At 61.6% G+C, this 19,598-nt stretch carries 15 protein-coding genes; 7 read left to right on the top strand and 8 right to left on the bottom strand.

What is annotated here, in order from left to right:
- Nucleotides 1–94 precede the first annotated feature (94 nt).
- On the top strand, nt 95–292 hold the full coding sequence (locus AC3ISR_RS28160; RefSeq protein WP_192298077.1) for a PA3496 family putative envelope integrity protein: 198 nt from the start codon (nt 95–97) through the stop codon (nt 290–292).
- On the opposite strand, the gene AC3ISR_RS28155 is transcribed toward AC3ISR_RS28160, so the two are convergent.
- Nucleotides 222–1,196, bottom strand: a complete 975-nt coding sequence (locus AC3ISR_RS28155; protein ID WP_192298076.1) for a LysR family transcriptional regulator — start codon at nt 1,194–1,196, stop codon at nt 222–224. The genes AC3ISR_RS28160 and AC3ISR_RS28155 overlap by 71 nt on opposite strands.
- A 196-nt stretch (nt 1,197–1,392) precedes the next feature.
- Between AC3ISR_RS28155 and AC3ISR_RS28150 the strand changes: the two genes are divergently transcribed.
- Complete coding sequence (locus AC3ISR_RS28150) at nt 1,393–2,808, top strand: acetyl-CoA carboxylase biotin carboxylase subunit (RefSeq protein WP_010565910.1); 1,416 nt, start codon at nt 1,393–1,395, stop codon at nt 2,806–2,808.
- 100 nt (nt 2,809–2,908) lie between these two features.
- Nucleotides 2,909–4,717 (top strand): sodium-extruding oxaloacetate decarboxylase subunit alpha, encoded by a 1,809-nt coding sequence (gene oadA / locus AC3ISR_RS28145; protein WP_192298075.1) that lies wholly within the window; start codon nt 2,909–2,911, stop codon nt 4,715–4,717.
- 71 nt (nt 4,718–4,788) lie between these two features.
- Here oadA and AC3ISR_RS28140 read toward each other — a convergent pair whose 3' ends face one another.
- Nucleotides 4,789–6,012, bottom strand: coding sequence for an autotransporter outer membrane beta-barrel domain-containing protein (locus AC3ISR_RS28140; protein WP_463984006.1), 1,224 nt, complete (start codon nt 6,010–6,012; stop codon nt 4,789–4,791).
- A 267-nt stretch (nt 6,013–6,279) separates the two neighbouring features.
- Here AC3ISR_RS28140 and AC3ISR_RS28135 point away from each other — a divergent pair, with 267 nt between their 5' ends.
- Nucleotides 6,280–7,614, top strand: coding sequence for a HipA domain-containing protein (locus AC3ISR_RS28135; protein WP_463984005.1), 1,335 nt, complete (start codon nt 6,280–6,282; stop codon nt 7,612–7,614).
- The gene (locus AC3ISR_RS28130; protein ID WP_192298073.1) at nt 7,611–7,889 is read left to right on the top strand and encodes a helix-turn-helix domain-containing protein; all 279 of its coding nucleotides are present in this window, start codon (nt 7,611–7,613) and stop codon (nt 7,887–7,889) included. Before AC3ISR_RS28135 ends, AC3ISR_RS28130 begins: the two co-directional genes overlap by 4 nt.
- 3 nt (nt 7,890–7,892) lie before the next feature.
- Here AC3ISR_RS28130 and AC3ISR_RS28125 read toward each other — a convergent pair whose 3' ends face one another.
- Nucleotides 7,893–8,723, bottom strand: coding sequence for an amino acid ABC transporter permease (locus AC3ISR_RS28125; protein WP_192298072.1), 831 nt, complete (start codon nt 8,721–8,723; stop codon nt 7,893–7,895).
- The gene (locus tag AC3ISR_RS28120; protein WP_192298071.1) at nt 8,720–9,541 is read right to left on the bottom strand and encodes an ABC transporter substrate-binding protein; all 822 of its coding nucleotides are present in this window, start codon (nt 9,539–9,541) and stop codon (nt 8,720–8,722) included. Before AC3ISR_RS28120 ends, AC3ISR_RS28125 begins: the two co-directional genes overlap by 4 nt.
- A gap of 112 nt (nt 9,542–9,653) precedes the next feature.
- Between AC3ISR_RS28120 and AC3ISR_RS28115 the strand changes: the two genes are divergently transcribed.
- Complete coding sequence (locus AC3ISR_RS28115; protein ID WP_192298070.1) at nt 9,654–10,550, top strand: homocysteine S-methyltransferase family protein; 897 nt, start codon at nt 9,654–9,656, stop codon at nt 10,548–10,550.
- Between the two features lie 1,007 nt (nt 10,551–11,557).
- On the opposite strand, the gene AC3ISR_RS28110 is transcribed toward AC3ISR_RS28115, so the two are convergent.
- Genes AC3ISR_RS28110 through AC3ISR_RS28100 form a run of 3 tightly spaced genes read right to left on the bottom strand, consistent with a single transcriptional unit; the run spans nt 11,558 to nt 13,333 of the window.
- Nucleotides 11,558–12,241 (bottom strand): GNAT family N-acetyltransferase, encoded by a 684-nt coding sequence (locus tag AC3ISR_RS28110; protein ID WP_463983708.1) that lies wholly within the window; start codon nt 12,239–12,241, stop codon nt 11,558–11,560.
- A gap of 10 nt (nt 12,242–12,251) precedes the next feature.
- Entirely contained in the window at nt 12,252–12,698 is a 447-nt protein-coding gene (locus AC3ISR_RS28105; protein WP_463983707.1) for a GNAT family N-acetyltransferase, read from the bottom strand.
- Entirely contained in the window at nt 12,695–13,333 is a 639-nt protein-coding gene (locus AC3ISR_RS28100; protein ID WP_192298067.1) for an FMN-binding negative transcriptional regulator, read from the bottom strand. Before AC3ISR_RS28100 ends, AC3ISR_RS28105 begins: the two co-directional genes overlap by 4 nt.
- 87 nt (nt 13,334–13,420) lie before the next feature.
- Between AC3ISR_RS28100 and pdxR the strand changes: the two genes are divergently transcribed.
- On the top strand, nt 13,421–14,965 hold the full coding sequence (pdxR, locus tag AC3ISR_RS28095) for a MocR-like pyridoxine biosynthesis transcription factor PdxR (protein WP_463983706.1): 1,545 nt from the start codon (nt 13,421–13,423) through the stop codon (nt 14,963–14,965).
- Here the strand turns inward: pdxR and AC3ISR_RS28090 are convergent.
- Nucleotides 14,945–19,594, bottom strand: a complete 4,650-nt coding sequence (locus tag AC3ISR_RS28090; RefSeq protein WP_463983705.1) for a dermonecrotic toxin domain-containing protein — start codon at nt 19,592–19,594, stop codon at nt 14,945–14,947. The two genes, pdxR and AC3ISR_RS28090, sit on opposite strands and share 21 nt — an antisense overlap.
- Between the last annotated feature and the right edge of the window lie 4 nt (nt 19,595–19,598).

The raw sequence follows: 19,598 nt of genomic DNA, 5'->3' as shown, positions 1-19,598 counted from the left end.
TCCAGCAGATTCATCGTCCTGTCATCCCCCCGCCGCCAAACCGTAACCGCCAGAGCCCATCCTGAACTCCCGTACTCGCATTGGGAGACTCGAAATGGCCCGTCCCTACGAAGACAGCAACAGCGCCGTAAAAACCCGCCGTCAGCAGGAAGACCAACGCCGCATGGCGTTCCGTCGTGCAATCGAAGACCGTTGTGAAGAACGCCAATTGCTCAAAAGCATCAGTGACTACCCGGAACTGCATTGGCAGGTACCCGTAGCTGCCCAGCGAAACGCTCAGCCAGCGCGCTGATCTGCACCCGTTCGCTGCGGATAAAGCCCAGGAACGCATGGGCCACGGGTGACAGGCGCTTGGCCTTGGCCTGCACCAGGCACCAGCTGCGGTACAGCGGCAGTTCTTCCACCGGCAGCTCCTTGAGCCCGCCGGTGGCCAGTTCCAGGTTGACCGCGTGGCGCGTCAGCAAGGCCACGCCCAAACCTGCGCTCACGCATTCGCGCTGGGCCTCGGCGGACGACACTTCCACCGTCTGGGTGAAGTGCACGCGCTTCTCCTTGAAGTACTCCTCGCAAGCCATCCGCGTGCCGGAACCCTGCTCGCGTACCAGCAGCGTGTACGGCTCCAGATCCTGCAGGCGCAGCGGACCTTGCAGGCTCAAGGGATGGTCAAGGCGCGCCACGGCGACAATCGGGTTGTTCAGGAACGGCAGGAATTCCAGGCCCATGTCCTGGGGCACCATGGACATGATCACCAGATCGTCCCGGTTATCCGACAGCCTGCGGATCACCTGGGCGCGGTTGACCACCGTGAGGTGCAGTTGCACTTCGGGATGCTGGCGCTTGAACGCGGCAAACAGGTGCGGCACGAAGTATTTGGCGCTGGACTCAATCGCCAGCTTCAACTGGCCTTGCAGCGAACCCTGCATGTCCGAGAGCTGCATATCGAGGTTTTCCAGGCGCCCGAAAATATCCCGGCTGGCGCGCTGCAAGGCTTCGGCGGCCTCGGTCATGTAGAGTTTTTTGCCGACGTAATCAAACAACGGCTGGCCGATCAGCTCTTCCAGCTGACGAATTTGCAGGCTGACGGCCGGTTGCGTGAGGGACATTTCCTCGGCAGCGCGGCTATAGGAGCGCAAATCGCACACCTCATTGAAGATCTGCAATTGACGCAATGTCATACGCATCAATGACTTACGCATTTTTATAGTCCTTTCGCCCGAGGCCGTCCGGCCAACTATAAGTCTTTACTTATGCGCGACCCAATAATTATTGATTTTTGTTAATCCCTCCACGGGCTTAGTGTGTGTCTCGCGACTGTCATGAAACATTTGGTCACGCGTCGACCCGGGTCTAGCGGGTCGAAGAACGCAGCAATCGGCTCAAGGGAATTTCCAAGTGATAAAAAAGATCCTGATCGCCAACCGTGGTGAAATTGCCGTACGAATCGTGCGTGCCTGCGCCGAGATGGGCATTCGCTCGGTCGCGGTCTACTCCGACGCCGACCGCCACGCGTTGCACGTCAAACGTGCGGATGAAGCCCACAGCATCGGTGCCGAGCCCCTGGCCGGTTACCTGAACCCGCGCAAGCTGGTGAACCTGGCTGTGGAAACCGGTTGTGACGCGCTGCACCCCGGCTATGGCTTCCTGTCGGAAAACGCCGAACTGGCGGACATCTGCGCCGAACGTGGAATCAAGTTCATCGGCCCGGCCGCTGAAGTGATCCGCCGCATGGGCGACAAGACTGAAGCGCGCCGCAGCATGATCAAGGCCGGTGTGCCGGTCACTCCCGGCACCGAAGGCAACGTCGCCGACATCGCTGAGGCACTCACCGAAGGCGACCGCATTGGTTACCCGGTGATGCTCAAGGCCACCTCCGGTGGTGGCGGTCGCGGTATCCGTCGCTGCAACAGCCGCGAAGAACTCGAACAAGCCTTCCCCCGCGTGATTTCCGAAGCCACCAAGGCGTTCGGTTCGGCGGAAGTGTTCCTGGAAAAATGCATCGTCAATCCCAAGCACATCGAGGCGCAGATCCTGGGTGACAGCTTTGGCAACGTGGTGCATTTGTTCGAGCGCGATTGCTCGATCCAGCGTCGTAACCAGAAGCTCATCGAAATCGCCCCCAGCCCTCAGCTGACTCCGGAACAGCGTGCCTACATCGGCGACCTGTCGGTGCGTGCCGCCAAGGCCGTGGGCTACGAGAACGCCGGCACCGTGGAGTTCCTGCTCGCCGAGGGCGAGGTGTACTTCATGGAGATGAACACCCGGGTGCAGGTGGAACACACCATCACCGAAGAAATCACCGGGATCGACATCGTCCGTGAGCAGATCCGCATCGCCTCGGGCCTGCCGCTGTCGGTGAAACAGGAAGACATCCAGCACCGTGGTTTCGCGTTGCAGTTCCGGATCAACGCCGAAGACCCGAAAAACAACTTCCTGCCCAGTTTCGGCAAGATCACCCGTTACTACGCCCCCGGCGGCCCCGGCGTGCGCACCGACACGGCGATCTACACCGGCTACACCATCCCGCCGTTCTACGACTCCATGTGCCTGAAACTGGTGGTGTGGGCGTTGACCTGGGAAGAAGCCATGGACCGCGGCCTGCGTGCCCTGGATGACATGCGCCTGCAAGGCGTGAAGACCACCGCCGCCTACTACCAGGAAATCCTGCGCAATCCGGAATTCCGCAGCGGCCAGTTCAACACCAGTTTCGTTGAAAGCCACCCTGAGCTGACCAACTACTCGATCAAGCGCAAACCCGAAGAGCTGGCCCTGGCCATCGCCGCCGCCATCGCCGCCCACGCAGGCTTATAAATAAGCAGCTGCAAGTTGTCAGCGGCAAGCTACAAGTAAAAGCGGATTGGCTTTTTCTTGCAGCTTGTAGCTTGAAACTTGTCGCTATGAGGAGATACCAATGACTAAAAAGATCTTCGTTACCGACACCATCCTGCGCGACGCCCACCAATCGTTGCTGGCCACCCGCATGCGCACCGACGACATGCTGCCGATCTGCGACAAGCTCGACAAAGTCGGCTACTGGTCCCTGGAAGTCTGGGGTGGCGCGACCTTCGATGCGTGCGTGCGCTTCCTCAAGGAAGACCCGTGGGAGCGCCTGCGCAAACTGCGCGCCGCACTGCCCAACACACGCCTGCAAATGCTGCTGCGTGGCCAGAACCTGCTGGGCTACCGCCACTACAGCGACGACGTGGTCAAAGCCTTCGTCGCCAAGGCCGCCGTGAATGGCATCGACGTGTTCCGCATCTTCGACGCGATGAACGACGTGCGTAACCTGCGCGTTGCCATCGAGGCCGTGAAAGCCGCCGGCAAACACGCCCAGGGCACCATCGCCTACACCACCAGCCCGGTGCACACCGTCGAGGCATTCGTGGCCCAGGCCAAGCAGTTGGAAGCCATGGGTTGCGACTCCATCGCGATCAAGGACATGGCTGGCCTGCTGACCCCGTACGCCACCGGCGAACTGGTCAAGGCGCTGAAAGCCGAGCAGACCCTGCCGATCTTTATCCATTCCCATGACACTGCGGGTCTGGCCGCGATGTGCCAACTCAAGGCCATCGAAAACGGTGCCGATCACATCGACACCGCCATCTCCAGCTTCGCCTGGGGCACCAGTCACCCGGGCACCGAGTCGATGGTCGCCGCCCTCAAAGGCAGCGAATTCGACACCGGCCTCGACCTGGAACTGCTGCAAGAGATCGGCCTGTACTTCTATGCCGTGCGTAAGAAGTATCACCAGTTCGAAAGCGAATTCACCGCCGTCGACACGCGTGTGCAGGTCAACCAAGTGCCGGGCGGGATGATTTCCAACCTCGCCAACCAGTTGAAAGAGCAGGGCGCCCTCAATCGCATGGGCGAAGTGCTGGCCGAAATCCCGCGCGTGCGTGAAGACCTCGGCTTCCCGCCGCTGGTCACGCCGACCTCGCAGATCGTCGGCACCCAGGCGTTCTTCAACGTGCTGGCCGGCGAGCGCTACAAGACCATCACCAACGAAGTGAAGCTGTACCTGCAAGGCGGCTATGGCAAGGCGCCGGGCACCGTGAACGAACAACTGCGGCGCCAGGCCATCGGCAGCGAAGAAGTGATCGACGTACGCCCGGCCGACCTGCTCAAGCCGGAAATGACCAAGCTGCGCGGCGAAATCGGTGCGTTGGCCAAGTCTGAAGAAGACGTGCTGACCTACGCCATGTTCCCGGACATTGGCCGCAAGTTCCTCGAAGAACGCGACGCCGGTACCCTGGTTCCAGAAGTGTTGCTGCCAATCCCTGAAGCCGGCGGCGTGGCGCGTGCCGGTGGCGAAGGGGTGCCGACCGAGTTCGTCATCGACGTCCACGGCGAGAGCTACCGCGTGGACATCACCGGTGTCGGCGTGAAGGCCGAAGGCAAGCGGCACTTCTACCTGTCCATCGACGGCATGCCGGAAGAGGTGGTGTTCGAACCGCTCAACGAGTTTGTCGGCGGCGGCAGCAGCAAGCGCAAGCAAGCCACCGAGCCGGGCCATGTCAGCACCGCGATGCCGGGCAATATCGTCGACGTACTGGTCAAGGCCGGCGACGTGGTCAAGGCCGGCCAGGCCGTGCTGATCACCGAAGCGATGAAGATGGAAACCGAAGTGCAGGCAGCGATTGCCGGCAAGGTGACTGCCGTTCACGTGGCCAAGGGCGACCGGGTCAACCCTGGCGAAATCCTGATTGAAATCGAAGGCTGATCCAGCCTTCGACACGACCGCTTAATCCTCGGGGGGGCAGGTGCCCCCCTTTTTTTTCGCCTGAAATTTGCTTAGAAACGCATGCGCCACTGGCCCATCAAACCCTGGTTGCTGCTATGGGTGCCGTTTTCGCCGACGTAGGCCAGGCCGACGGTGTGGTTTTTCGACAGTGCCAGGTCCAGGCCGGCTTGCAGGCTGAGGCTGTTGCGATCCAGGGAGGAGCCCTGAATGGTGAACGCATCAATGCCGCTCTGGCGAAAGGATTGGCGCACTTGGCTATCAACGTCACCGTAGAGGTGTTTCCAGCCTGCACTCAGGTGGGGTGTGAGGCTCATCTGGTTATCGAACCGAATCTGCTTGGTCAGGCGTAGGCCAAAGGTGCTGCTCAGGTTTTGCTGGGTTTGCGCATCGACGTTCAGCGCGGCCGGCCCGCCTTGCTCCCTGAAACTGTCACGGCTGTAGCGCTGGTAACCAAGCCCGGCAAACGGCTCGATGCTCAGGCTGCCAGTGCCCAGTTGGTAACCCACTTCACCGAACACATTTTGGCTGGTGGCGTTGTAGTTGCCCTTGAGTGTGTCCTTGTAGCTGAGGATCTCGACGCCGCGCCGGTTCTGCCCGTTATGGCTGCTGTAGATCGCCCCCAGGCGCAGCGCCAATGGGCCGTCCTGGCGCACGGCGTAGCCGCCCAGGTGCCAGCTGTCCAGATCGGCGGTGAAGCGTTGGGTGTCAAAGCGACTACTGGACTTGGCCCCCAGCACCCCGACTCGCCATGCATGATCGACTGCCCAGTCTGCGCCCATGAGTACGCCCCCGTTGGCCGTGTTCAGACCGGCACTGCCGCGCTGGCTATCGAGGCCGCCTTCACTACCGAGGTTCTTGACCCAGAAGTGACCGTCGGTGTCGGTGGGCAGTTCGCGCAGGGACGAGAGCACGCGGTTGCTGAGCTGCTGGGTGGTGCTCTGCGTTGCAGCCGCCAGGTTGGCATTCTGGCTACCGGCCAGTTGTTCAAGGGCCGCGCCGAACGCACCCGGTTGCTGCGAGAGTGCGTAGCCGAATTTTTCCATTGCCTTGATCTGCTCCGCGGACAGTTGGCCGGACGCCAGCAGGTGCGAGAGATACGGCTCCAATACCTTCGCCACCTGCATTCCATTGTGGGTGGCGGCTTGCCGGGTGAGGTAGGTGTCGATGGGCGCTGCCGAGCCGTGCGATGGGCCCTGCGCATGGGCGTACTGAAGACTTAGCGCACCCATGACGAGGGCGATGACGGCGACGAATTGCGGGTGTGTAAAGGGCATGAATTCCCAACCTCTTATGGATGAGGCCGGGAATTTAGCGGGGTGGCTGGCGCAGGAATGTCAGGTCGTCGCCCCCTGTCTTGCGGGAGTTGTCTTTACTGGGGTGAGGTTAAAAGCGTGTCGGTCTTGTTCGGTCGCCGTGGGTTTCGGCTTACATACGGGTTGAAATGCATTTTAATGCATAAGTTTGCTCGCTGACGGGCCCTTGGATGCACTATATTGCGTATATGATCGAAAAAACACTCACCCAGGTGCATTAAATTGCAGATGAATACAACCTATCGAATCACGCTTCAGATTTTCGTCGATGGGCACTGGCAGGACGCTATGCGTCTGGAGTTTCCTGAGCCGCAAGAGGGGCTCAAGGGGGCTTGCAGGTTTGCCTACAAAAGCGAGTATCTCGTTGAACACCTCGACGATATCCAATTGCCTTTTGCCAGCGCGGTGAGTGCACGCTACCCGCTGGATTGGGACGTCAATGTGCTCAAGGCCGCACCGGCTTTCTTGCACGATATCGCCCCCGCCGGTGCAGCGAAGCGTTTTCTTATGGCGCGCATTGGGCGCAAAAAGCCGGATGATGTCGACACCGATCTGTTTTTACTCGGGCACAGCACGCCAGCACCTATCGGCAACCTGCGCATCAAAGAGTCGGTTGAGACGTTGAGCGAGGGAGCCCCCATAGGTTTTCCGCGTCAGGAAGTGGTCATTCGGGACCATGCATTCCTGGACTATGCCTACGAGCAAGGTGCCGCAATCGGTGGGGCAACGGGCGCCGGTGGCGAGGCGCCGAAGTTGTTGATGGCTGAAGATGCCGCCGGGCTGCTGTATCCGGATGCCATATTGGATGACGCCAGCGTTGCCCGGCATTGGTTCATCAAGTTTGCTCGCAACAAGGCAACGCAGACCGATCAAGACATCCTGAGAAGTGAGTTCCACTACTACAAGGCGCTCCAGTACCTTGGGGTCGACACGGTTGCTGCCGAAGGGCTCGCGCTGGAAGAAGCCGAAAAACCCAGCCTGTGGATGCACCGGTTTGACCGCCGGGTGACGGCGCAAGGTGTCGAGCGATTGGCTGTCGAGTCCATCTACTCCCTGGCCAACGTAGTCATTTCGGGGGCTGAAATGTCGCACATGGACGTGGTCCGACTGTTAGTCGACCAATGGACCCGTGTGGGCCAGAAGGACCAGCTCGCCGACCTCGTTGCCGAGTATTTACGCCGCGATTTGCTCAACAAGGTCTTGGGTAATTCGGATAACCACGGTCGCAATACTTCAGTGATCCGCGAGCACGCCGCTTTGCGTCTTGCGCCAATCTATGATTTGGCGCCCATGGTGATGGACGCCGAAGGCATTGTGCGGACAACACGCTGGCCCGGCCTGCTGGAACACGGCGGCAAAATCGATTGGCGCGGAGTGTGTAATGCCCTTGCCGGGATTGTCGACCCGCAGGAGGCCTTCGAACGGTTACGCAATGACGCCGATCACCTGCGTGCGCTGCCAGACATTTTGGTTGCTGGCGGCATACCGTCGGTCACGATGAATCACGCTCACATTCCGTTGGGGAAACTTGACCTGCGGCTGCAAGAGTGGGGGCTGAGATGACTGTCAGCATTGATACCCGTGCGCTGCTGATCGAAAGCATTGAGCACGGTTTGGCGGATGGCTCGCTTCAGATAGGCGACGCCGTACGCCGCCTGCGCACCGAAGTCACGGGGCTGCACCAGAGCCAGTTCGCCAGGATGTGCAAAATCTCCGTGCGCACCCTGGTGCATATCGAACACGGTGAGGGCAATCAAACCCTCAAGTCGTTGAACGCCGTGTTCAGGCCGTTCGGCCTGCAAATGGGTGTGGTCAAGCTGCGCCGCGAGTTGCGTTGAGCTTCAACTGCGGCGCACATACCCTTTGCCGTAATGCCGCTCCAGCCGCGCCTGGATCAGTTCCAGGCCCAACGACAGCACCCAGTAAATGATCGCGGCGGTGGTCAGCATCTCGATATAGCGGTAGCTCGAACGGCCGTAGGATTGCGCCAGGAACATCACTTCCCATACACCCATCACCGAGATCAGCGACGAGTCCTTGAGCATCGAGATGAACTGGTTGGTCGCCGGCGGGATGATGGTGCGCATGGCCTGGGGCAGGGTCACGTGCCAGAAGATCGCACTGTCGCGCATGCCCAGGGCCAGGGCGGCTTCGCGTTGGCCGTGGGCGACGCCGAGGATGCCGGCGCGGAAGATTTCGCTCAGGTAAGCGCCGTAGTTCAGCGACAACGCGATGATCCCGGCGACGATCGCGCCTGGCACCAGGCCCAGTTGGGGCAGGCCGAGGTAGATCAGCAGGATCTGGATCAGCAGCGGCGTGCCGCGAAAAAACGAGGCGTAGAAGCTCGCGATACCGAAGGCCACGGCGCTTTTCGACAAGCGCCCCAGTGCGGTGACAAAGCCCAGCACCGACGAAATTCCGATCGAGCACAGGCATAAAAACAGCGTCAACGCCGCACCTTGCAGGAAGCCGTTGGGCGCCAGGTGCACACCGACAAGGTTGGGCAGCTTGTCGAGGATGATCGAGAACTTCAGATCAAAGCTCAGGAAGAAGCTGGCAAACAGGCACAGCAGCGCAGCCCAGGTCAGGTACAGCCGCGTGCGAAAGCCCAGCAGCCGCTGCACCCGCGATGCACTCACCGGTGGCTTGGGAGGTGTCGGGAACGCAGTCATTGGCTGATATCGGCGCCGATCCATTTTTGCGAGAGCTTGCTCAGGGTGCCGTCCTGTTTCAACTGGGCGAAGACCTCACGCACCTTGCTGTCCCACTGCGGGTCGCCTTTTTCGATGGCCACCGAGTTGGGCTCCGAATACAGCGGCTCGCCGGCCAGCTTGAAGCGCTTGTCTTCGGTCAGGCGCGGCTGGGCGGTGACCAGGTTGGTGAGGATCGCATCCAGGCGCTTGCCGGCGCCCAGGCCGAGGTCCTGGAAGGCCACGTTGTCGGTGTCGTAGGGGGCGATTTCGACGTTGTCGAACGGGTACTGCAACTGGGTATCCTCGGCCCCTTCGATCACCAGGTTCTTGTTCAGGTAGCTCTCGTAGCTGGAGGCGCTGGTGAGGCCGACTTTCTTGCCGCTCAAGTCCTTGGCGCTGTGGATGCGATTATCCGTGGCGTTGACCACGATCACCGCTGGCGACGCGTAGTACTCCACCGGGAAGTCGAACACTTCGGCGCGGGCCTTGCTCGGGGTCATGGAGCAGATGCAGATGTCGTAGCGCCCGCTCCAGCGGCCGGCGGCGATCACGTCCCAGGACGGAGTTTCCAGGCGCAGCTTCACGCCGAGCTTTTGTGCCACGGCTTTGGCGACGTCGACGTCGAAGCCATCGAGCTGGTTTTGCTCGTTCAGAAACGAGAACGGCGGGTAGCTTTCCATCAGCACACCGACCAGTTCTTTGTTTTTCTCGACCCGATCCAGCGTGACGCCGCCGAAGGCTTGGGTGGAAGCAGCCAGAATCGTCAGGCCCAAGGCCAGCAGCGGTTTTAGTTTCACGGAGGACACCTGAGTAAAAAAGAGTTGTTATGAGCGGAATTGAACGTATTAAATAGTTATAAGAACGACTCTCATAGTGAGTTATTTTCATAAGCTTATGAGTAAAAAGCATATGGCCACAACAACAGTAATACTCGATGGCGGCATGGGCCGTGAACTGCAACGCCGTGGCGCGCCGTTCCGGCAGCCGGAGTGGTCAGCCTTGGCCTTGAGCGAGGCGCCACAAGCGGTTGAGGCGGTGCATGCGGCTTATATCCAGAGCGGCGCCAACGTCATCACCAGCAACAGCTACGCGGTGGTGCCGTTCCATATCGGCGAGGCGCGCTTCGCCGCCGAGGGCCAGGCCCTGGCGGCGCTGGCGGGTGAATTGGCACGACGTGCCGTGGAGGCATCCGGCAAGGCTGTGCGTGTGGCCGGCTCGCTGCCGCCGCTGTTTGGTTCATATCGTCCCGACCTGTTCGAACCGCAGCGCGTGTCTGAATTGCTGACGCCACTGGTGCAGGGCCTCGCACCCTTTGTCGACCTGTGGCTGGCGGAAACCCAAAGCTCGATCGCCGAAGCACGCGCCATCCAGGCCGGGCTGCCAAAGGACGGCAAACCGTTCTGGCTGTCGTTTACCTTGAAGGATGAAGACACCGACGACGTGCCGCGCCTGCGCTCCGGCGAGCCGGTGACGCAAGCCGCAGAGGCCGCTGCGCAGTTGGGGGTTGAGGTGCTGCTGTTCAACTGCAGCCAGCCGGAAGTGATTGGCGACGCCATCGACGCCGCTCGCCAGACTTTCGCACGCCTGGGCGTGCAGATTCAGGTGGGGGCCTACGCCAACGCCTTTCCGCCGCAGCCGAAAGAGGCCACGGCCAATGATGGCCTGGACCCGCTGCGCGAAGACCTTGATCCACCGGGTTACTTGCACTGGGCGACCGATTGGCAGGCCCGCGGTGCCAGCCACCTGGGTGGTTGCTGCGGGATTGGGCCGGAGCATATTGCGGTGTTGGCGCAGAAGCTGGGGTAATAGAACCCACACACGTCAACAGGTGGGAGCAGGCTTGTGTGGGAGCGATGTTGATGGGCAGTAGGCGCTCGACTGGAGATCGCCCAGGCACTGCCAATCTCCTGTGGGAGCTGCCGAGCTTTAGCGAGGCTGCGAAGGCGGTGGCACTGCTGGTAGAGGAGTTGGCTGAACTACCGCTTTCGCGGGCAAGCCCGCTCCCACAGTTGATTGGGGTTGCTGGGCTGTCAGTGTTTGGCTGGAGATAGACCAGACACTGCCAATCCCCTGTGGGAGCTGTCGAGCCCTAGCGAGGCTGCGAAGGCGGCGGTACTGCTGGTAGAGGTGTTGGCTGAACTACCGCTTTCGCGGGCAAGCCCGCTCCCACAGGTGATTGGGGTTGCTGGGCTGTCAGTGCTCGGCTGGAGATAGACCAGACACTGCCAATCCCTTGTGGGAGTTGTCGAGCTTTAGCGAGGCTGCGAAGGCGGTGGCACTGCTGGTAGAGGAGTTGGCTGAACTACCGCTTTCGCGGGCAAGCCCGCTCCCACAGTTGATTGGGGTGGCTGGGCTGTCAGTGCTCGGCTGGAGATAGACCAGACACTGCCCATCCCCTGTGGGAGCTGTCGAGCCCTAGCGAGGCTGCGAAGGCGGCGGTACTGCTGGTAGAGGAGTTGGCTGAACTACCGCTTTCGCGGGCAAGCCCGCTCCCACAGTTGATTGGGGTTGCTGGGCTGTCAGTGCTCGGCTGGAGATAGACCAGACACTGCCAATCTCCTGTGGGAGTTGTCGAGCTTTAGCGAGGCTGCGAAGGCGGTGGCACTGCTGGTAGAGGAGTTGGCTGAACTACCGCTTTCGCGGGCAAGCCCGCTCCCACAGTTGATTGGGGTTGCTGGGCTGTCAGTGCTCGGCTGGAGATAGACCAGACACTGCCAATCCCTTGTGGGAGTTGTCGAGCTTTAGCGAGGCTGCGAAGGCGGCGGCACTGCTGGCGGATAGCTGCCCCTCAACCATAGAACCTCCCACAGGGGTTATGCGCTGCCTGGGCGTCGGCATTCAGCCAGGGACTTCAGTTGGCCCGAGCCTGACTGGTTTTCTTCCGACAACCACTGCTCGAACCCCGCCCTAATCTGCGGCCATTCCGAGTCAATGATCGAATACCACGCCGTGTCCCGGTTCTGCCCCTTGACCACCATATGCTGGCGGAACACCCCTTCAAAGCTGAAGCCCAAGCGCTCAGCCGCATATTTGGAGCGGGCATTGCCGTTGTTGCACTTCCACTCCAAGCGACGATAACCCTGCTCGAACGCATATTTGGCCAGCAAATACACCGCCTCGGTGCTTTTTGGCGAGCGCTGCATCGGCGCGCCAAAGGTGACGTGGCCGATCTCGATGCGGCCCTGGGCCGGCACGATGGACATCAGGCTGAGAATCCCTTGCACCTGGCCGGTCGCGCGGTCGACCACGCTGAAAAAGTACGGGTCGCTGTGGGTCGCGTGGTTGTTGAGCCAGGCGTTGAACGCGCTGCGCTCCGGGAAAGGGCCGTAAGGCAGGTAGTCCCACAGCTTGGGATCGGCGCCGGGGCCTTCGAGGGCTTGCCACAATTGCTCGGCATGGCGCGCCGGGTCGAGTTTTTCCAGGCGGATAAAGCGCCCTTCAAGCAGTTGCACCGTGGGGGCGGGGGCGCCTTTCCAGTCGGCGAGGGAAGTGGACATGCTGCGCTCCTTAAAGACCTTTGCGAAATTGGATGAAACCGGGGCGTTCGGCGATGCGTTCGTACAACTGGATCGCCGTGGCGTTGGTCTGGTGAGTCAGCCAGTGCACCTTGCAACAGCCATCGGCCCTGGCGGTGGTGTAGACGAATTCGATCAGCTTGCGGCCGACACCGGTGCCGCGTTGGGCCGGGTCCACCAACAGGTCTTGCAGGTAGCAGGCGTTCTCGATGCTCCAGTTGGAACGGTGGTAGATGAAATTGACCATGCCCACCGCCTTGCCATCCTGCCAGGCCAGCGCCGAATGGGTCGGCTCGCTTGGGTCGATCAGGCGTTGCCAGGTACTTTGGCTGACGGCGTCCGGCAGTTCGGTGTTGTAGAACTTCAGGTACGCCTGCCACAGCGGCAGCCAGGCGGTGTGGTCGGCGGCGGTCACCTGGCGGATCTCGATCGAACTCATTCTGCAACTCCTTGGGGAATATAGCGGGCGAGGCTCTGGTCGCGCACATCGGTGCTGGCAGCCAGGCCTTCGCGGACCCCGGCGACGTCGGCCGGGCTGCGGTTCTGGCTGAGTTTGCGCTTGCCGATCAGGCGTTCGATGGGCAGGGCGAAGCCGACGATGGCCTTGAGCATGCCGTCAATGTAGTCGGCCGGGGCATCGCTGACTTTCCACGGCTGGGTGCGACCGGCTTCATGGCGATCGGTCAGCGCACTGACCACCCCAAGCAGCCGCTCGGCATCGCTGAACACGTCGGCTGTACCGTAGGCGTGCACGGCGATGTAGTTCCAGGTGGGCACGACTTTGCCGTGCTCGGCCTTGGACGGGTAAAACGCCGGGCTGACATAGGCCTCGGCGCCGGCAAAGATCAGCAACGCTTGGCGGCCGTTCTGCAAGTCCCGCCACTGGGGATTGGCCTTGGCCAAGTGCCCGTAGAGCGTGCCGTTCGGGCCTTCATCGGGGTTGAGCAGCAGCGGTAAATGGCTGGCCAGCAGGCCTTGTTCGCCAAACGTCACCAACTGCGCCAGGCGTGTGTGCTGGATCAACTGATGCAGTTCGGGCAAATCGTCGAGGGCAAAGGCGCGGGGTGTGTACATGGAAAATTTCCTTGGCGAATGCGCCCATCCTAGGCAGGCTAATGGTTCGTTGTAAGAGCCATCTAAGGCCAATTTCATAGGTCCAATATGCCGCCAATGTCGTTCAATCCCGCCGGTATCGAACTGGATCGTCGCCAGGGGCTGGCCCGCCAACTCTACGAAGCCCTGCGCCAGCGGGTGTTGGACGGGCGTTTGGTCAGTGGCACACGCTTGCCCGCCAGTCGTGATTTGGCGGCGGCGCTGTCGATCTCGCGCAACAGCGTGGTGCGTGCCTACGATCAGCTGTACGCCGAAGGGTTTATCGAAAGCCGGGTCGGCGATGGCACTTATGTGGCGCAACTGCCAGGCGCGGGAAAATTATCCACAAAAGTATCCACAGGGTTACGCACAGGCTTATCCCCAGCCTTATCCACAAATTGGCTGGATCTGCCGGTCAATTCTTCCACGGAAGTTATCCACAGAGCTGCGCTGGGGCGCGTGGAAAACAACCATTTGCCGCAACCTCCGGTGGGTTCGCCACGGGCTTTTCGCGTGGGTGTACCGGCGTTCGATCTGTTTCCGTTTGACGTATGGGCCAAGCTGAATGGGGCTTTCTGGCGCAAACCGGACCTGGAGCAACTGTGCTACGGCGACCCGGCGGGGGATGCACGCCTGCGTGGTTTGATCGCCGCTTACCTGCTCAGCTCCCGGGGTATGCAGTGCAGTGCTGAACAAATTGTGATCACCAGTGGTGCGCAGCAGGCGATTAGCCTTTGTGCACAGTTGCTGGTGGAGCCCGGCGACGGGGTTGCGGTGGAAAACCCTGGTTACCGCGCCGCAGGCCATGCGTTCGCGCTGGCGGGCGGGCGCTTGCACGGCGTGCAGGTCGACGCTGAGGGGATCGACTGCCAGGTACTCAATAGCCTGGATGACTGCCGTGTGGCGTATGTCACGCCGTCCCACCAATACCCGCTGGGCGTGGTCATGAGCCTGGCGCGACGCCTGGAGTTGCTGGCCTGGGCCGAGCGCGCGGGTGGCTGGATCATCGAAGACGACTACGACGGTGAGTACCGCTACAGCGGTGCGCCCCTGTCACCCTTGGCGGCCCTGGACCGCAGCGGCCGCGTGCTTTATGTCGGCACCTTCGGCAAAGTCGCGTTCCCCGCGTTGCGCCTGGGCTATCTGGTATTGCCGCCGGGGCTGGTGGATGCCTTCTCCCGCCGCCGTGCGGTGGATATGCGTCACTCAGAGGTGAGTACCCAGGCAGTGATGGCCGAATTCATGGCCGCCGGGCATTTCCAGCGGCATATCCGGCGCATGCGGCGTGCGGCCTTGAGCCGACGCAACGCTTTGCTCGCCGGTTGGCCGAGCGGCCTGGCGGGTGTCGGTCAGTTACCGGGTGTCGCGGCCGGGCTGCACCTGACGGTGCGGGTGGACAGCCTGGCGCGCGAGCAGCAATTGCTGGAGCAGGCCCGGGCCGTAGAGGTCGAAGTCAACGGCTTGAGCACTTACTGGCTGGCGCAATCCACGACCCCCGTGGACCAGCGCGCAGGCCTGGTGTTGGGGTTTGCCGCCGTGCCCGAGCCAGCCATCGCCCAGGCCTTGGCGCGCCTGACGCTGGCCTGGCAGGCTTCAACCTCGGAAAAACAGTGACCTGGCCAATGCCGGGCTGATCTCACTGCGATAAATCGCAATCTGTTCACGGTCACTGGCTCCCTTGCGCTCAAAGGCGCCGCCGAGTTTCTGTTGGTCCCGGGTCTTGAGGTGCGCGGCGCTGAACGCTTCAACGGCTGCCTGGGGCGAAGGGTAGTGAAAGTGTGCGTACCACAGCACTGCATTGTCCTGGGTATCGCGTATCTCGTATTCGTCGAGGTAGTCCTTGCCCGGGCCCTTGAGGCGGCGACGGGCGCCGACTTGTTTGATGGTCACCTGTCCGTCGTTGTGCAGCCACTCCAGGCGTGTAGCGGTAGGGGGTTGCTGCTTGATCATGCTGATGCGGGTGTCTTTGCCGAGTTCAAACACCCGTGTTGATGCGTCGGTGAGGTTTTTGTTGAGGGTGGCGGCAAGGGGGCGGTCGATCCCGGTCAGGTTGAGTTGGGTCAGTGCCGTTTCAATTTCGCTGGCGGCGCGTGCCAGGCGCGTGGCGTACTGGCTGAACATTTCTTCGATTTCCACCGGCAGCCGTCCGGCTTTGCGGGAGTGCCCAAGGATGCGCCGGGTCGTCGTAGCCTCTTCGTCCAACAGGCTCTGGCCGGCGTTGACGCTGGTGTCCAGGTCGACCTTTTTCGGCGTTGGCGCGTGCTCGACCGGGGCTTCGCGTTCAACCCACACCCCTGGCGTTTTCTCGTGGAAGGTGGCGATGATCTTCCCGGTCATCGGCGCCTTGACGTCCACCAGGCTACTGTCGGATTCGCGGGGTTGGCCCACCACGACACCTTGGAAGCGGGTCTTGATGATTTTGCGCTGTGGCGTGGTTGGCGGCTTGGATGGCCCGGGCTTGGGCTCCTGGGACCTTCTTTCGCGCAGCAGTTTTACCAGGTCTTGGATGGCCCGCTGATGGAAGTCGTCGATATGCTGGCGCAGGGTTTCCAGTGGCTCGCGCAGCAGGTGCTGCGGGTAGTCGGCATGCAGATCGAGCAGGCGCTGGTCGCCGAGCGTGAACTGCTCGACCAGGCTGTTCAAGACTTCAATGCGCTGGTCCAGCGGGCTGCCGTTGATCTTGTCGAGCACCTCGATGAAGCTCTGTACGCTGAGGTCCACGGCGTCGACGATGTCGTGAAGCCGGCCACGAGCGGTGTCTTGCCCCCCGCCCTCGGTGGTGGCGCTGCACAGATAGCGCGCAATGGTGATCTGCAACGCCTTGAGGTCAGTCACGCGGATGTTCGGCAAGACGCGCATCGTCTCCTGAATCACGCGGGCTCCTGCCGCCCCCAGGCCGTCGAGCTCGCGAAAGCGCGATTCGACGTATTCCATGCGGCGCATCATCTCCACATTCATGTCCGACATGGTTTGTGCATGGCCGGCCTGGGTTTGCGGGTCGGCGGGTGGTTCGGACTCCAGTGTGTCCACGGTTGTGGTCAGCAGGTCGCGAAACGGGCCAAGTCGCTCCTCTACCGCGGTACGTGTCAGCACCAGTTGCTTGTTCAGGTAGTCCACCATCACGCTCTGGTAATTGGGCACGCTATCGATGACGCTCAGGGCCCTGAGCTGGCGGATCGGTGCGTCATAGGCTTCCAGGCGTTGATCCACCTGGGTGATGAACGCTTCGCGGCGCAGCTCCGTGGAGGGGCCCGGCTCGGTGCCTATCGATGACAGTGCGGAGGACAGTTGCGCCTGGGCCCGCTTTTCGTCGGCGTTGAAGGCAGTGAGTTCGCGGCGCAACGCCTGGATGCGCGAGGGCTTCTGCTCCTGGGCGGCGCGCCGACGGTTCCTGAACCCGCCGCCGCGCAGGCGCAGGCGAGTATCGACGAACCACTGCCCTGCCATGTTGTGGATGAGCAATGGGCCAGTGCGGGAGGGGTTTTTCGGGTCGACGATCAACACATCGTCATTTTCATCCACTATGACCTCGAACCAGCGCTGCCCAACGGCTACGTACCATTTATCGGCCTGGAAACGCAGATGCTGGTACTCGTTGGCCGTCTTGATGGGGTCACCCAGCCCCTCGGGTTTGGCAACGGCGAAGGTGTCCAATAACTCACCCAGGCTGCTCGGCGCACGCTTGAGGGCACCACTGACATGCAACGGTCCTTGATGCGCGGGCGGTAGTTCGCGATCCGCAACGTCGGGTTGGCGGGTGATTGAAATCTCCTTGATCGGCGCAATCGGTGTTTCCTTGGTCACCTCACTCAGGTCGAGCTCGGGCTCTGCCAGCGGCTCAAGGGACTCGACAATGACTTCGCGGGTGGGATGACGCAACGCGACATGCAGTGCCAGCGCCATGCCCAGGTTGAGGAACATATCCACCAGTGCTGCCCAGGGTGCAGGGGCTTCGGGGGTGTCGACCAGCACCTCGGCTTCCTGGAGGTCGTCCATGATCTGCCAGATCCACACGGCGATACCGGCAGTGCGCCCGAGGAATGGCAGGGCCCCATTGAAAATCTGCCAGCCGGCGTGGCGAAGGGTGTCCCAGCGCTTTTGCACGTTGGACACCGATTGCCGGGTCGCCAGTTCGATCAGCGCGTTGGCATTGCTGGTGAACAATGTAGCCAATGGATCGCCGAGCAGGGCTTCGTCACCGAGGTCAATCGGCCCGCTCATGTACACCAGGGTCGCCGGTTCGACCAGTGCGCGCACGGCGGCCCATGGCGATGGCAGGGTATCGGGGAACACGTATTGGCCATAATTGAAACGGTCCGCTTCGGGGAGCCAGGCCAGCACGGACTCACGCAAGGCACGATCATGCTTGATGGCATAGAGCAGGTTTTGCCGGGAGGGGAACTGCATCAGCATCGGCTGCAGCAAAGGTCGATAGAGCACGCAGGGACCCACGGTGTGGTCCCGGGGGCCGATGACGAACATATTGGCGACCACGTCCTGGCGGTGGCCGGGTCGCAGGGCGGGGGAGAAGGCGAGGGGACGGATCACGGCGGGTTGCCCGTCGACGTGGCGCTCATACGCTTCGGCCTGCACTGCCGCAGCGACATACAAAAAACCGCGCTCATCCAGCCCGTTGCGATGCTGCATTTTCATTTGCAGCGCCAACAAGGGGAGCTGCAGGCGCAGGTGCGAGGTGTACAGCGTCTGGCGGCGCTTGGACTCCAGGGGGTCATCCAGCAGTTTCTGGCGGATCAGGGCTGGGTAGCTTGCACCGATATCCAGGCTTTCGATCACGCCTTTCAGGTAGTCGAACGTCAGCCAGTCGGGAGCGTCGTTATCGTTGTAGACCACGCTCGACACGCCGGTCGGTAGGCCTGTGAGGTTTTCCAGGGCCAGGTCTATCAGGCCGCGACGAGTGATGTCCTTGCCCCCGGGGACGACGAAGGTGCCCCAGATCACTGGGCTCTGAATCACGATCTGGATCTTTTCCACATTCAGCTTCGCGCCCTGAGGGTGCGTCTTGATCCGGCCCTGCAGTTGCTCACGAGCGTAATCGCGGATCGGTGCAATGTCGTCGTTGAAGGAGCGCCCGCGATAATGGGTATGTAATTGGGCCAGGTCGATCATGAGGCGGCCGTAGGCGGCCATCTCCAGGTCCGAGGCAGCGATCATCCAGGCAGGCAAGCGTTGGTGGATCTCCCGGATGTTCGACAACCGATGGTCGCTCAGGTCTTCGATACTGGGCATGATCCGGGCGACAGTCGGGCGACGTCGAGCCAGTTCGGCCCGGTTGTCGGCTGCGTCCTTGCCCAGCGCGCCGATGGCGTCGATTTGCAGGGCGATCAGGGCGCACGCCTGGCTGTCGAAGAAGTTGCCGCGCGGCTCGTACAGCCGCCACTTCACCTCGGCACCCGGGTGCACGTTGCTCAGCTTGTAGAGCAGGTTGTCCGAGAGTTGCTCCATGGAGTCGAAGCGCTCGTATCCGGCGATCAGCGAGTAGGTGAGGATGATCGTGCGCTGCTTATGGGTGCCCACCAATATGGCCGTATCCAGCAGGCCGACGTGTTCCTGGTGGGTTGGCCTTTGCACGTCGACATCCATCAGGTAGGCGTGGCTCTGATAGGGGTCTTTGTCCGCCCGCATGGCCAGATCGGGGGCGTGGTACAGCGTGCGGGCCATGGCGCAGTCATCTTCATCCCAGCCTTGCACGTGGGTCACGTTCCAGATTTTGCGCAAGGCACTGGAAAACACTTGCCAGCGAAGGCCGGCGCTGTTGTAGGACGCGTTCCAGTAATCCAGTTGTTGCTCCTGGAACGCGCTGTACAACAGTAACGCGAGCTCGTTGATCAGGCGGCCAATGGTGTCGATCTTTACGGGCAGGTGTACGGAGGGTGTGGTGTCGGGCTGTAGGGTCAGGAAGTGCTCGCCCTCCAGGTAGGTCACCGGTTCACGTCCGAGCGCCTGGCGGGCCAGGATGCTGGTGAGGGATTCGACCAGCGGTTCAAGCGGCTCGATCACCTCCTTGTCGACTCGCCAGCGTGGCGTTACGAGCATCGCCAGGTCTGGGTTGAGGTTGAGCGTCGGGTATTGCTCGCTGAGCGCCGTCTTCAACAGGGTGCTGGCGACCTCTCGGGTGGTCGGACCAGTGGTCAACTGGGTCAGCAGGCCATAGGCGGTTGAGGGGCGGTTGTTATTGCTGTGGTTGGAGGCGTCGTTGGGCACTTTCAGTTCCTTGTCGGTCACCAGC

Source organism: Pseudomonas sp. GL_117, assembly GCF_057835125.1.
This window is presented reverse-complemented; position numbering and strand designations above follow the sequence as displayed.